Source organism: Salipaludibacillus sp. CF4.18 (assembly GCF_051262595.1).
Lineage (GTDB): Bacteria > Bacillota > Bacilli > Bacillales > Salisediminibacteriaceae > Salipaludibacillus > Salipaludibacillus neizhouensis.
On sequence record NZ_JBIMEV010000082.1, the window covers coordinates 1 to 14,682 of the forward strand.

A 14,682-nucleotide genomic window follows, 5' to 3' on the forward strand; every position below is an offset into this window, starting at 1 on the left:
GAAGAGGCTAATTAAAGTAAATATTCTCTCCCTTTTTGTCTGTAAAAGTGTACTTTTACGAACGCTTGATCATAAATAATTACTCGGGCTGACATCTAAAAGACCTTAGTGTAATGAAACTTTTTAAAGGTATTCATTACACTAAGGTCTTTATAAGAGTGAGCTATTTATTAATGATAATTGATAATTTATAGTTCACATGCTCATTTAATTTAATTAGAAACTCATCCAGTTTCTGGTTGGATGGAAATTTGCATTCAAGAAGATAGCAGCTGTCACCGCTGATTTTATAGTTGTTGATCACATATTGCTCTTGTGTCTTCAAGAAAGACAGATACGGCTGATGATAGGTGCTTTTGGTGAAGATGTTTATCAAGACATGGACAAAATACCCCATTTTTACTTGATTTATATTGATAGTATAGCCCTCAATAATTCCGCTGTTTTCTAATTTCTCCACCCGCGCTGAAGCGGCGGGTCCGCTTAAATGGATTTTTTCCCCCAATTCTTTCATCGAGATGCGGCTGTTCCTGGAAAGTTCCTCCAAGATCTGCAGATCTGTGTGATCCAACATTTATTTCAAATCCCTTCATTAATAAAGTCAAACGGCAAAAAGACTTAATTTATGCTGTGTATTACTAAAGTGTTCTTATTATACACTTAACGTAATTCAAACTAAAGGAGTTAAGAATATGAACATACAGCAAATCAGAAACGCAACATTGGTTATCAAATATGCCGGGAAAAAGTTTTTAGTAGATCCGTTTTTGGGAGAGAAAGGTGCTTACCCACCTTTTCCGAATTCAGCAAGACAAGACCAAAATAACCCACTCGATAGCTTACCGGTTCCAATCAATGAAATTATCAATGATATAGATGCGGTTATTGTTACTCATTTGCATTTGGATCACTGGGACGATGCGGCCAAAGAGGCATTGCCAAAAGAAATAAAACTGTTCGTTCAAAACGAAGATGACGCGAAAGAAGTCCAAAGTGCCGGTTTCCAAAATGTGGAGGTTCTGCAGGGAGATACAATCTTTGAAGGCATCCGATTGATCAAGACAAAAGGCGAGCACGGTAGAGGGGCTATGGTAAACCTTATGGGACAGGTATCGGGTGTTGTCTTCAAGCACCAAGACGAGAAAACCTTATATGTAGCCGGGGATACGGTATGGTTTGAAGGCGTCCTGGAAACAATCAATGCCTACAAACCAGGAGTCCTTGTGGTAAATGCAGGGGACAATCAATTCCTGGAAGGCGGTTCAATTGTAATGGGGAAAGAGGATGTTTACGAAGTTCATCAAGCGGCACCTGATGCAACGATAATCGCTGTCCATATGGAATCTGCCAATCACTGGGGACTATCTAAAGAAGAATTGAAAAACTTCGTGGTAGAAAAAGGTTTCTCTTCCCAGGTTTTCGTGCCAGCAGACGGTGAATCCTACACAATCTAAGGTGACAAGTGGGCAAGATATCAAAGAGAGGAAGTAAAGTGGTGAAGCAACTAAAACCGAAATTATGGACCAAAGATTTCATCATTCTCTCTTTAGTCAATTTTTTCTTGATCTTTGTTTACCTTTTATTAAATGCCACAATCGCTCTTTATGCGCTAAAAGAATTTAATGCCACTACAGGGCAGGCAGGTCTGGTAGCTGGCATTTTCATCATAGGTGCATTGGCAGGGCGGCTGGTTACCGGGGGAATTGTTGCCAGAATCGAATACAAACGACTATTGGTGATCGGACTTATCTTCTTTACGTTGACGATTCTCCTGTACCTTGTAGATTATGGGCTTACTTTTTTCATTATTAGCCGATTTTTGAACGGGATTACACTTGGTATTGCGACTACTGTGATCGGGACCCTAGTTGTCCTCGCGATACCGGCATCAAAAAGAGGAGAAGGAATTGGCTACTTTGCTGTCAGTACAGCGATGGCTACCGGTCTTGGTCCGTTCGTTGGTCTGTATATGGCCCAGCACACCGAATTTGACATGATTTTTATCTTTTGCCTTCTATTGGGGATGGTGAGTACAGTGATTGGCTTCTTCGTCAGTGTGCCTAAAATAGAAAAGGCAGAAATGAAACAGGAAGGCAAAAGCTTTAAACTTTCCGATTTCATTGAGCCGAAAGCACTTCCCATCAGTTTCATTGTGTTCATCATGACCTTCTGCTTCTCTAGTGTTCTTTCTTATATAAATCTATACGCGATTGAGCTGGAGTTGGTGGATACAGCCAGCTTTTTCTTTATTGTTTATACTGTGACCGTTTTGATATCACGGCCGTTCACCGGCCGGTTGATGGACAGTATAGGGCCAAATTATGTGATGTATCCGGCTTTTTTCGTGTTCGGTGCCGGAATGCTTCTCCTCGGTACAGCCAGCAGCGCTGTAACTCTTTTAATCGCAGCTGCTTTAATTGGATTTGGTTTCGGGAATATCTCTTCCATCAGCCAAACTATTGCAGTGACAGTCGCTGCACCTCATCGTATGGGGCTCGCCACTGCCACGTTCTTCATTTTTTTTGACATCGGAAATGGATTTGGCCCATCTCTGTTGGGGCTTGTGATACCAATAACCGGCTATCCTGTTATGTACATGATTTTGGGAATCGCGGTTATTGCGACGTCTTTCCTCTATTACTTACTGTATGGAAAAAAAGAAAAGGTAGATCCCAGGAGCTTAATGGATGGAAAAGAATAACCTGTGCAAAGGTCAATTGCAACTAGCGAAGCATAGGTTTTGCAGCAACTAGCTTCTAACTGCACAATTGCTGGCAAGGTGAATTTGATGAACAAGTTTAATTCTATTTTCAGAATGAAAAAGTATTATTTATCCCAGTAAAAATAGGTGCCAACGCAGTCTTCTAATCAGTGGCAAAGAGGTTGCGGAACAAATTCATCCCGCAATCTCTATTTGTTTTTATTCAAAACCTTTTTTCTCAATATTTAAATGCTTATTTATTATGGATCGGGCTTAAATGATGGTGGAAAAGAGTAACTTACAGGAGTGGATCGCATGAAAATAAAACTAGAACCACTAACAAAAACCCACAGTGAATTAGCTAAGGTAAAGGAGTTGTATTATGGATCATTCCCTAAAAATGAACGTATTCCTATGAACCTTTTATTGTGGAAAGCAAAGCGAGATTTTGTTGATTTTCTCGTTATATACGACGAGCGTAAATATATTGGCTTTACTTACTTAATAACCGATAAAGATTTAACATACGTCCTGTATATAGCAATAGATGGTGATGCCAGGTCAAAAGGGTATGGCGGCCGTGCACTCGCTCAAATTAAAGAGAAGTACCCGAACAATCGAGTAATACTCAATATAGAAGTTATCGATGAGACAGCAAGCAATTACGCGCAAAGGGTAACTAGAAGAAAGTTCTATACCCGGAATGGTTATGAAAGCTCAACATTTTTATATAGAGATCGCTGGGGTTTATACGAGGTTATGATTCATGGAGGCAAGGTTCATATAGAAGAGTTTTATGCTTTATTAGAAAAATTTGCAGGAGCTTTACTATTTTCAGTTTTCAAACCTCAAATAACATCATCTATGGAATTCTAAATTAACCTCTTTAACGAAGGAGCTTAGAACTAAAGAAGTTAAAGGGTAAAGTGCAGGAGCGTTGGTGAAACGGCCTCCGCTGCTGTAGAGAAGAAATACCAATCGGTACAGGCACCGAGGCAAATAGTACATTTTAAGAGGTGAACTGATGAAGAAATTTGATCTATCTGTTTTATCTGTTGCTCCATTAAGACAAGGTGAAACAATGAAACAAGGAATTGATTCTGCGGTATCATTAGCAAAAGCTGTCGATAAAATGGGCTATAAACGGATTTGGTTTGCAGAACACCATAATCACGATGCTTATGCAAGTGCAGCTACCGTTTCAATTGTGCAACATATATTAGCGAATACCGAAAACATCCGTGTAGGTTCAGGTGGGATTATGCTGCCGAACCATTCTCCGTTAGTTGTTGCAGAGCAATTTGGGACCCTCGAAACCTTGTATCCAAACCGTGTAGATTTAGCGTTAGGGCGTGCACCGGGAACAGATCAAAAAACAGCAGATGTAATTCGCCGTTCAAATCATAACGGCGTGTTTTTCTTTGAACGGGAAGTCCGGGACATTCTGCGTTATTTAGGAAATGAGGGAGTACAAGAAGAGGTTCGTGCCTATCCAGGCTTAGGGACGAATGTTCCGGTCCTAATTTTAGGTTCCTCAACCGGTTCAGCTAAAATCGCTGCGAATCTGGGACTGCCATATGCTTTTGGAGCTCAATTTTCACCTGAGGTGATGAAGGAAGCACTCGCGATTTATAAAGAAAACTTCCAACCGTCTGCTTATTTACAAGAGCCTTATGTGATCGCTGCTATAAATGTGATTGCAGCAGATTCAATGGAAGAGGCAGCTTTGATTTCCGCCAGCCATTTGCAGGTGTATATCGATATCTATACAAATAATTTAAGTCAGCTTATCCCGCCAACTAAAGGATTTCTTGAATCGTTATCACAAGTTGAATTAGAAATTCTTCATCATCGATTAGGATATACAATCATGGGAGATGCAGAAACAATACGTAGGCAAGTAATTGAATTCCAACAGACTTACCAAGTAGATGAAGTCATTGTCCTATCCAATATCTACGAACCAAAAAAGGAAATTCATTCATATGATATTTTCAAGCAGGTCATTGATGTCTTATTTGAATAAAAGGTAGTACTTCTATAAATCTGGTTAATTTTGATTGCGTATTAAGAAGACTGATGTCTTGTATAGTGACAAAAATTATTCATAGAATCTTAAAATGCCGTAAGTTCAAAAGGATATTTTTCCTCGTAAATAATGTAAGATAACATATGACAGCTGATTAGAAAGAAGTAGGGTTCATTATAACCGCAAAGTAGGAGAGGGGAAGAGCGATGCTGAATTAGCACTGCTCTTCCTCTTTTGTCTGTATAAGTGTACTTTTACGAACGCATGGTATATTAATGTATACTTTACTTTCATATTTTATCCAACTTGCTATTTCATCTTTAAGCTCCTCTCCTCTTTATTCTCTTTGACAATTTAAATATAATCATGTGTATTTTGTTTGTAGTATATTCAAATATACAATAGAAGAAGGTAAGAGTATGTGGCAGAAATTCTTTTTGTCCGGTAATTTTAAAGGATATAACTTAGCGGCTTTTCAAAAAGATTTATTGGCAGGAGTTGTAGTTGGCGTAATAGCCATTCCGCTTGGAATGGCTTTTGCGATCGCCTCCGAAGTAAAACCAGAATACGGGATTTACACCACAATCATCGCCGGAATTATCATTTCCTTATTGGAGGGTCTAAATATCAAATCGGGGCCCTACTGGCGCATTCATCCCCATATTATTTGGAATTGTCATGGTCTACCAGGTATTCGGATTAAGTTACATTCTCGGTTTTCGATTTGCTCCAAGGCTAAGGGATCTCTCTGATACAAAACTTTATGCGATGGGAAAACCTCGAGACTTGCCCAAAATTGAAAGCATTTTGCGAGGACGAATTAATACAAAGTTAATACATGATAATTATGATGATGTACTCAGACTAGCGCATTCAATTAGAGAAGGAAAAGTATCTGGTTCACTAATTATGAGTAAATTGGGTTCTTATTCCCGGCAAAACAAATTAGCAACTGCCCTTCGGGAAATGGGCAGAATAGAAAAAACCATTTATATATTAGATTATATATCGAGTGAAGCTTTACGGCGTAGAGTGCAAAAAGGACTAAACAAAGGCGAGGCAATGAATGGTCTTGCACGATCGATATTCTTTGGTAAACGAGGCGAATTAAGAGAGCGCGGACTTCAAGAGCAACTCCAACGCTAGAATTCCTCACACAACTGGATCTCAGTTGATGAACGATGAATATCGCAATAGAAAAAGAACCAGACAAAGTAGCAAAACTTTTATAAAAGGTTCTTTTGCTGCGCAGTACAACGATACTATGCAATAGAAAAATGATCTTCAACAATCAGGCGCTATGGTTGAATACTCTAACGTGGAGAATTCAGATGCGCTCTTGATTAAAAAGGTGACAGTTATTTTTTAAACGTTTATAAAATTGTTCTATAACCTTTTTAAACGTAAATTTATAGGTTTATAGACACATCCTAAAAGTATACCTTTATAAACATAATAGAAAGAAAATGTTTGTTATGTGCTTCGGCAATTTGAAAGATATATAGATTATATTTCTAGAAAAGGTGGTGTGTCATAAATGACAAAGGCTACAAAAGGGAACATGGATTAACTGTTGAACAATTGAATGCAGTAAATTTATTAGTTCATTAACGATAATAAGAGCTTTGTTATAACGGAAAACGGACAAGGAAAATCATAACCAATAATGGTTATAATTTGGTAGTAAAGCAGGCACAAAACTATTTACGATCAATAAACATGATTAATTAGCTTATTTAGAAGTACCATGATTCATTATATTGTGTGTTAATACAGCTTATTTCCCTTTTATCCCTTATTTCGCTTTTATAAAAGGTAGGTGATTTAAATGGCGAAAGTACAAATAGGGTTTCCACTTGAGTAATTGAATGCATGATTCAATTACAGTTTAATAAAAAACTACTATGGGGTGATAACAATGAAGGATTCTAAAACTAAACACAAGTTCATTGAGTTGAGAGCGGCAGGGAATAGCTTTGATAAAATGGCAAGAGAATTAAGTGTTGCTAAATCAACTCTTATTGACTGGTCAAAGGAGTTTGAATACGCTGTTGCAAATTTAAAAGCAATGGAGATGGAGGATTTACAGGAGCAATATTTTGTAGGGAAAAAAGCTCGAATTGAAATCATCGGTGAACAGTTAAAAAAAATACAAGAGGAACTTACGGTGCGGGACTTATCAGAAATACCGACTGAAAAGCTATACGATATTCATCTTAAATATATGCATTGGCTGAAACAGGAGGAAGTTGAACCAGTTTTTCAAAGGCAGAAAGAGGAAAGTGTGGATGATATGATAAAAGGCTCACTAACAACCGTCGAACGGTGGAAGGCGAACTAAAACAAGTCTAAAACTGACCATAAATAATGGTACCGGGAAATGAGGAATCAGTAGGTCCTTCCCGATTTATTATGGAACCCCAGAAGATAATATTTTGATTTGGGAAAAAGGTATGGAATTGCCCAAAGCAAACGAAGCAATAATAAGGGTAAATATGTAATTTATATAATAAAATAGTGTATACATGATTATGATGAAAAATTGTTATTACTATTATTTAGTTTTATATTGTATGATAGTGAAGTAGACAGAAAATTTTTAATTGTATAAATTTGGAAGGGGGTCTGATAAAATTGATGAATGGTTCAAATCATCAAGATGTTGTTGAAAGTTTACGTGAGTACAATCTAAAGAAAAACATTAAAGAACAACTAAAAATAATTAATCCTCTCTTGGGTAAAAAAGAAACAGACATAAAAGTTCATTTACTGAATGCTGTGGTTAATGGTGTAATTACTAAAAGTGAATCGGATTTCTTGGAAATCAAAATGGAGCTAGCTCGTATGTGTTTAGAATTGGAACAAGTATTAGATAGTATTTATGTCACTATGTTGTTTTATGATAGAGAACGAAATAATATTTTTCATGGTGCTGCCCCTAGTATTCCAGTGGAATTCTTTGACTTCTTTAGTGTTGTTAATGAACAGGGAATACTAGATGAAAATTGTGCTTCATGTGGAAGAGCTATTTATACACAAGAAGTTGTGCAAACAGATATTGGAACGAGTCCACTTTGGACAAACCTTAAAGAAAGTTTCATTGAATACGGTTTCAAGTCTTGTACCTCAATACCATTCTTTACACACACTGGTCGATTGGCTGGAACGTTTGCTCATTATTCTAATAAGCCAAACAATCTTTTAACACAAGATGATGTGGAAATGATTCAAGAAAAAATTTCTATGTTTAGTTTTGAAATTCAAACGATATCTGATCTTATTCATGAGTATACGCAAGTTGGTAATGCTAGACTGACAATTTAATAAAGAAAGGGGATTAGCGCATGACTGTTGGAAATCGCCTGAAAAAGCTTCGCTTGGAAAAAAGGTTTACACTGCAAGAGGTTGCATTTAAAATTGGGCTCGCCAAATCTTCTTATGCAAGTTATGAAGGGGGACATAGAAATCCCCCCATCGATAAGCTAGTAGCATTAGCCCAACTTTATCATGTTTCAACAGATTATATACTAAGATTAACGAATATTCCTGATTCTGTTGAATCTCTTCAAAAGCAACATCTACAATGGGACGGAATAAGTTTAAATGAAAAGGAATTAGAAATTGTTCATCAGGTTGTTGAACTAATGACTGATAAGCATCAAGAAAATAGTAAAATAAAGTTGGGACATATGGATATCGGGTAATATTCATTGTCTTTTTTTTCTCTAGAGGGTCGCTTAAAGTGAACAAAGTTCTGAAGGGGGGGATTATTATGGGGAGTAATGATCAATCTAGAATGGAAAACGTAGGAAATACGTATAACCAGATATTGGTAATGACCAGCGACAAGAAGCAAGTAAATCATGCCTGAATGACAAAATCAAGCTAGTGGGAAAATTAGCTGCTGGAGTATTAATGGGTTTACTTGTGAGGTACAAAATGTTAAAAAACATATTATTTCACAACATAAATAACATCAATTTGACAATGTAAATCACAACATACTTCACATAAAAAAGGCACTAGAGAATTCGGGACCAGTGATAAGTAGTGACTTTCGAAAAATACTCTTTTTTCGGGGTACATATATGTCTCCCCATATACTAAACGTTGCTTAGAATCGATTCTGAGGACTCGTTTTTCTCTTAGTGTTTTTCACTTTTAAAAGTTGGACTTTTTCAGCAGTCCCGAGAATTCCAGTGACTTTTTATAATTTTTTCTACTTCAACTAACGCTCCCATTACTTTAAGTACACTGTTTCACAATTCCCCCTAGGAATCATGTTTTTTGTTATTACAATTTAAAATCAAAGCAAAAGTTAAAAAGATTATTCCAATTAAAACAAACCTACATACATAAACAATTGAAAAGCCTCACCTACAAAATGACTAAACTACTAAATGGAAAAGAACTATTTATTATCCAAATATACCTATCATAGTCACTGTGGATGAACCAATATAAAAATAATTACTTCCCCCATATGATAGAAAAAAGTTGGGTGGCTACAAAACAATTTCATATGGGTATACTAAATTTTATTAATATAACATTCAATTTTCTAAGGAGGCAACCTTTATGTCTAAAAAAATACGTTTAAATGATACCATTTCAATCGAAAAGATACTAAAAGATAATCTGCGACTTGAAGCTGTTCTTAATGCGCTTCCCGTTGGTGTTTTTATTATTGACAAAAATGGTGAATTCACTCATATGAATGATATTGTATATGAAATATGGGGAATAAATGCCACTTCAGCAAAAGATGTGTCTGAGTACAAAAATTACATTGGATGGTGGATAGATTCAGGCAAGCAAATAACAAAGGATGAATGGGCGGCTGCAAGAGCATTAAAAGGGGAATATTCCTATGGTGAAATTATTAAGATTAAATCTTTTGATGGTGAAATAAAGACAATTCTTAATTCTTCTTCTCCAATTTATGACTTAGAGGGTAAAATTAATGGTGCTGTTGTAGTTAATTCGGATATAACAGAATTAAAAGAAATGGAGCAGGAACTACAAAATCATAAAAATTATTTAACAGAATTAGTCAATAAAAGGACATTAGAATTAGAAAATTTGAATGAAGAACTTAAACTTAAAATAAAAGAACAAGACCGATTACAAAAACAAATTAGACATCTAGACCAACTAAATCTAGTTGGACAAATGGCAGCAGGTTTAGGTCATGAAGTGCGAAATCCTATGACTACTGTTAAAGGTTTCATTCAAATTTTTCAGAGTAATAAAGAATTTGAACATTACAAGGATACTTTTAATTTAATGATTAGTGAGATAGACCGTGTCGATGAAATTATTTCAGAATTTTTAAGCCTATCTAAGAATAAAAGAGCTGATAAAAAGGAGTATTGTTTAAATAATCTAATATTAACTGTTGCACCATTAATTAATTCTGATTTGATATTAGAAAATAAAAATTTACAACTTAACCTTCATCCTAACATTCCGCTTTTACTGTTAGATAAGAATGAAATAAAACAGTTAAGTTTAAACTTTGCTCGTAATGGAATTGAGGCAATGACAGAAGGTGAAACTTTAAGTATATCAACACACTATAAAGATAAACATATCATTTTAGCGTTTCAAGATGAGGGTACTGGAATTAAAGAAGAGTTGTTAGAACATATATATAAGCCGTTTTTCACTACTAAACCACAAGGGACAGGCTTGGGATTACCGATATGTTATAGCATTGCACAACGTCACAATGCAGATATAGAATGTGAATCTTCTGCAACAGGAACTATATTTTATGTAAAATTTAAACTTAATACATAAACTAAAATAGGTAATATACATAAAAGTTTTGGGTGAATTTTAGCTGAGTCTTTTCTTCAATATGTTTTTTCACTTAAGCTATCGCTCTCCTTTAGCTCTAAGTACAGGCCTTCACAAACTTTAAGCTTTTTATTTAAGAACGTTATATGATTTTCCGTGACAAATGTGATGAGCAATAAAATATAGGATAAGTAAAAAAGAGTCTATATATCTAAATATAATCAAATATTACCACATCTGTTTCCTTTAATTTAGATATAGTATAAACTGACCTAAAAGGGGGTGGACTCTTTAATGCAAAAGATAAATCCAATAAAGGCATCATCGGATATTTTACTAGCAATTGATACTACGACCATTATTGCAATCACAGATCATAAAGGTACAATTACATATGCCAATGAGAAGTTTTGTGAAATATCCAAACACGATCAAGAAGAATTAATTGGACAAAATCATCGTATTTTAAACTCGAATCATCATTCTAAAGATTTTTTTAAAGTCCTATGGAAAACAATTGCTCAAGGGAATGTTTGGACAGGGGAAATTAGAAATAGAGCAAAGGATGGTACCTTTTATTGGGTTCACACCACCATCGTTCCCTATTTAAACAAAAACGGACAACCTTATCAATATGTAGCTATTCGAACAGATATAACTGATCGTAAACAAACAGAAGAAGATTTAAAATCTACACTTGTAAAATTGGGTGATTCAAATCAAGAATTATCTGATATTAAACATGCTCTAGACGAATCATCTATTCTTGCACGAACAGATCATAAAGGTACAATTACATATGCGAATGAGAAGTTTTGTGAAATATCCAAATACGATCAAGAAGAATTAATTGGACAAAATCATCGTATTTTAAACTCGAACTATCATTCTAAAGATTTTTTTAAAGTCCTATGGAAAACAATTGCTCATGGGAATGTTTGGACAGGGGAAATTAGAAATAGTGCAAAGGATGGTACCTTTTATTGGGTTCACACCACCATTGTTCCCTTCTTAAACGAATACGGACAACCTTATCAATATGTAGCTATTCGCCATGATATAACAGATAAAAAAATGCCCAAGAATTATTAATTAGGTCTGAAAAGTTGTCAGCAATTGGGGAGCTAGCAGCTGGAATCGCACATGAAATAAGAAATCCATTAACAACCATAAAAGGATTTACAGAATTTTTAAATGCTACGGAAGAGGATGAAAAGAAGAAGAGCTATTACAAGCTTTTATTAGAAGAAACCGAACGAATTAATTTTATTGTAAGTGAGTTCATGGTATTAGCAAAGCCACAAGCTATACTATTAAAACCAATTAATATAATCCCAACCATTAAAAAAGTATTTAAGTTCCTTGAAGCAGAATTTAATTTAAAAAATATTATTATATCCTTAGATATTAATTATGAACATGTAGTTGTGGAATGCGATGAAAATCTGATCAAACAAGTATTATTTAATGTTCTGAAAAATGGCATGGAGGCTATGCCTGGCGGAGGCACTCTCCAATGTAAAGTATCCATCAAAAATGATATGGTTAGCATTATTGTTAAAGATGAAGGAATAGGAATATCTGAAAATAATCTAAAAAAACTGGGAGATCCATTTTATTCTACAAAAGAAGAGGGAAATGGATTAGGACTAATGGTATGTTTTAATATTATCGAAAATCATAAAGGTGAAATACAAATAGAAAGTAAAGAAAATTCAGGGACAACATTTACAATCATGTTACCTTCTCTTGAATTTTCATACAATACATCATTTTAAAAACACTAATTAGTAAATAATTTTTTCCATGAGCATTATCCACTCATTTTGATATAAGGGTTAAAATTGATCATAAGTTCGTAATAAGTCACTGATTTATTCAAGATCAATTCTCAATTCCTAGATCACCTTGTTAAACCAAAAACCAAACAGCGGCGTTAGTATGCTAATTCTTTCTTTTTTCTGACCTGACATTTTCAGCCGCATGGCTGCTTTTTTTGAAAGTAAATCTTCAATGGAAACCAGGTTAGATTGATCGTCCCAATAGAGTACACTCTATTGGGATATTTTTTATTTATGTTTTGAAAACCCCTGGCTATGCCAGGGGTTCCGGAAAGCTTTTAGCGTGGTAAAAAAATCCTCACTTCTATAACGTGTTTGCCCCGAAGTATAGAAGACAAATAATTTATGGGAAATACAAAAAAGTATAGGACAAATTGCGAGAGATTTATGCGAACGGAAAGGTGTAACAATTCACGAAGCAAATGTTTGTCCCGATCACATTCATATGTTAGTGAGTATTCCGCCTAAATTAAATGTTTCTCAATTTATGGGCTATTTAAAAGGGAAGAGTAGTCTGATGATATTTGATTGACATGCGAATTTAAAATATAGATATGGAAATCGAAAATTTGGTGTCGAGGGTTCTATGTCAATACAGTGGGCAGAAATAAAAAGCAAATACAAGAATATATTTACTCCGTGCCGTCTCTTAAAGTGTATTTCCAGTAAGGAAATTCAGATTGGTGGATGATCACATCTTTCCTTTCGCACAAATCTCTAATAATCTTTCCTATACTCTTTTTATTTTCCATAAATAATCTGTCTTCTGTACTTTGGTGCAAAGACTATATGATACTTACAATTCCATGTGGTGTGTGCTAAACTGTTCATGTCCTTCATTGGGCATACCTCCCTCTATGGTGAGATGTAGCGGTCGGGAAACCAACTATATCTTATCATGAAGTGAGGTTTTTTATTACCACGCTAGAAGCTCTTCGGAGCCCCCGCATAGCCAGGGGTTTTCTAAACCGTTACAAAAAAACAAGATTGGCTATATACCTCATTTAAGTACCACTATAATAATGCTTTTCTTCAACATGATGATCCCTTGTTTTTTCAAAAATACAACCGGATATCACCATAAGCAGTAAAAGAAAACAAAAAGAATAATAGATTGCACCTTGACCAATCATATCCATAAGTATTCCACCTACTATTGGGCCACTCATACTTCCTAACGCAAATAATCCACCGATTAGAATATTCCCAGTAGGTAATAAATTCATAGGTAATAAATCAGCTAAATAGGCGATACCTAAGGAATACAAGGAACCAAGCATCGTCCCTGCAAGTGAAAATAAGATCCACATTGCCCAGGATAAATGTTCCACAAATCCCATACAAAAAAAGGCAAAAAACCCCATCGTCAGTACAAATATAAGTACACGGATTCGGCCAATTTTATCACTAAGATACCCTAGTGGAAATTGCGTGATTAATCCTCCAAATATAAAACTAGGAAGCAAAATCATCGTAACAAACTCAATTTCGATACCTATTCTAAGTGCATAAACAGGAAAATTACTTTGTAAGCTAGCATCCAAAAAACCATAAGTAAAGCCAGGAAGCAATGCGAACCAGCTTAATTTGAGTGTCTTCTTATATCGTTCTAATGTGCTAAACTGATAAGCACTTTCGGTGGCTTCGATAGATGGATATTCATTTCTCAGTAAAAACAACATTCCCAATGTAATTAGGCTACAACAGGAGGCAATAATAAAAGGAAGAGACAAATTAACCTCCATTAACCGTGTCATCATTGGCCCAATACCAAAACCAAGACCAAAGGAAAATCCATAGATGGTTAATTGCCTACCTCTTTTCTCTGGAGAACTCGTTGAACTAACCCAAATTTGCGTCGACATATGAATCAAATTATTTGCTATACCTATAATTAACCGCAAAATAAACCAAAACCAAAATGTCTGCCAAATTGGGAAGAGCATGAGTGTGATAATGAATAGGAACAAACCAAAAGTTATGATTGGCTTATAACCAAACTTTCGCAAAAACTGTTCAATAAATGGAAATATGACAATATAACCAATATATAGCGCAGCAGCATTGATACCATTAGCAGATGAAGATATCCCGATATTTTCCAATAAAATAGCTATAATAGGTAAAAGCATGCCTTGTGAAAAACCGCCAACAAACACAATACTAACTAAAACCCAATATCGATAGCTAGGATTGTTCATAGATGGACTTTGTAGTAAAGTATTTTCACCCAAACAAGTTATCCCCTTTCAATAAATAAAGTATCCCAAATCTTTATTTTAGTTTGGGATACTTTATAACTTAAATTT

General features: G+C 35.2%; 12 protein-coding genes and 3 pseudogenes. 12 read left to right on the forward strand and 3 right to left on the reverse strand.

The features are described from left to right. Positions 1-163 precede the first annotated feature (163 nt). Positions 164-574, reverse strand: a complete 411-nt coding sequence (locus ACHABW_RS24130) for an Lrp/AsnC family transcriptional regulator (RefSeq protein ID WP_435759358.1) — start codon at positions 572-574, stop codon at positions 164-166. 118 nt (positions 575-692) lie between these two features. Here ACHABW_RS24130 and ACHABW_RS24135 point away from each other — a divergent pair, with 118 nt between their 5' ends. The 12 genes and pseudogenes from ACHABW_RS24135 to tnpA form a co-directional block, all read left to right on the forward strand. Beyond that, the gene (locus ACHABW_RS24135; RefSeq protein ID WP_435759360.1) at positions 693-1,454 is read left to right on the forward strand and encodes an MBL fold metallo-hydrolase; all 762 of its coding nucleotides are present in this window, start codon (positions 693-695) and stop codon (positions 1,452-1,454) included. 41 nt (positions 1,455-1,495) lie between these two features. Beyond that, on the forward strand, positions 1,496-2,701 hold the full coding sequence (locus tag ACHABW_RS24140; protein WP_435759362.1) for an MFS transporter: 1,206 nt from the start codon (positions 1,496-1,498) through the stop codon (positions 2,699-2,701). Between the two features lie 315 nt (positions 2,702-3,016). Continuing rightward, complete coding sequence (locus ACHABW_RS24145) at positions 3,017-3,577, forward strand: GNAT family N-acetyltransferase (RefSeq protein ID WP_435759364.1); 561 nt, start codon at positions 3,017-3,019, stop codon at positions 3,575-3,577. A gap of 148 nt (positions 3,578-3,725) precedes the next feature. Continuing rightward, on the forward strand, positions 3,726-4,727 hold the full coding sequence (locus tag ACHABW_RS24150) for an LLM class flavin-dependent oxidoreductase (RefSeq protein WP_435759366.1): 1,002 nt from the start codon (positions 3,726-3,728) through the stop codon (positions 4,725-4,727). A gap of 422 nt (positions 4,728-5,149) precedes the next feature. Then, positions 5,150-5,873 (forward strand): annotated as a pseudogene (locus tag ACHABW_RS24155) (Tn3 family transposase); the annotation flags it as partial. A 775-nt stretch (positions 5,874-6,648) separates the two neighbouring features. Then, positions 6,649-7,071, forward strand: coding sequence for a hypothetical protein (locus ACHABW_RS24160; protein ID WP_435759368.1), 423 nt, complete (start codon positions 6,649-6,651; stop codon positions 7,069-7,071). Between the two features lie 296 nt (positions 7,072-7,367). Next, the gene (locus ACHABW_RS24165; RefSeq protein ID WP_435759380.1) at positions 7,368-8,054 is read left to right on the forward strand and encodes a GAF domain-containing protein; all 687 of its coding nucleotides are present in this window, start codon (positions 7,368-7,370) and stop codon (positions 8,052-8,054) included. 20 nt (positions 8,055-8,074) lie between these two features. Then, positions 8,075-8,434 carry a helix-turn-helix domain-containing protein gene (locus ACHABW_RS24170; protein ID WP_435759370.1) on the forward strand — a complete coding sequence of 120 codons (360 nt, stop codon included), beginning with the start codon at positions 8,075-8,077 and terminating at the stop codon, positions 8,432-8,434. A gap of 874 nt (positions 8,435-9,308) precedes the next feature. Next, positions 9,309-10,532: a two-component system sensor histidine kinase NtrB gene (locus tag ACHABW_RS24175; RefSeq protein ID WP_435759372.1), complete on the forward strand. Its 1,224-nt coding sequence runs from the start codon at positions 9,309-9,311 to the stop codon at positions 10,530-10,532. Positions 10,533-10,826: 294 nt separating this feature from the next. After that, entirely contained in the window at positions 10,827-11,624 is a 798-nt protein-coding gene (locus tag ACHABW_RS24180; RefSeq protein WP_435759374.1) for a PAS domain-containing protein, read from the forward strand. A gap of 14 nt (positions 11,625-11,638) precedes the next feature. Then, a complete protein-coding gene (locus ACHABW_RS24185) occupies positions 11,639-12,310 on the forward strand; it encodes an ATP-binding protein (RefSeq protein ID WP_435759376.1) in 672 nt (223 codons plus the stop codon). A 374-nt stretch (positions 12,311-12,684) separates the two neighbouring features. Further along, positions 12,685-13,006: pseudogene (gene tnpA, locus ACHABW_RS24190) on the forward strand (IS200/IS605 family transposase); the annotation flags it as partial. Between the two features lie 44 nt (positions 13,007-13,050). Here the strand turns inward: tnpA and ACHABW_RS24195 are convergent. Both ACHABW_RS24195 and ACHABW_RS24200 read right to left on the reverse strand, forming a co-directional pair. Continuing rightward, positions 13,051-13,213, reverse strand: a pseudogene (locus ACHABW_RS24195) (transposase); the annotation flags it as partial. 164 nt (positions 13,214-13,377) lie between these two features. Then, positions 13,378-14,607 (reverse strand): MFS transporter, encoded by a 1,230-nt coding sequence (locus tag ACHABW_RS24200; protein ID WP_435759378.1) that lies wholly within the window; start codon positions 14,605-14,607, stop codon positions 13,378-13,380. Positions 14,608-14,682 lie beyond the last annotated feature (75 nt).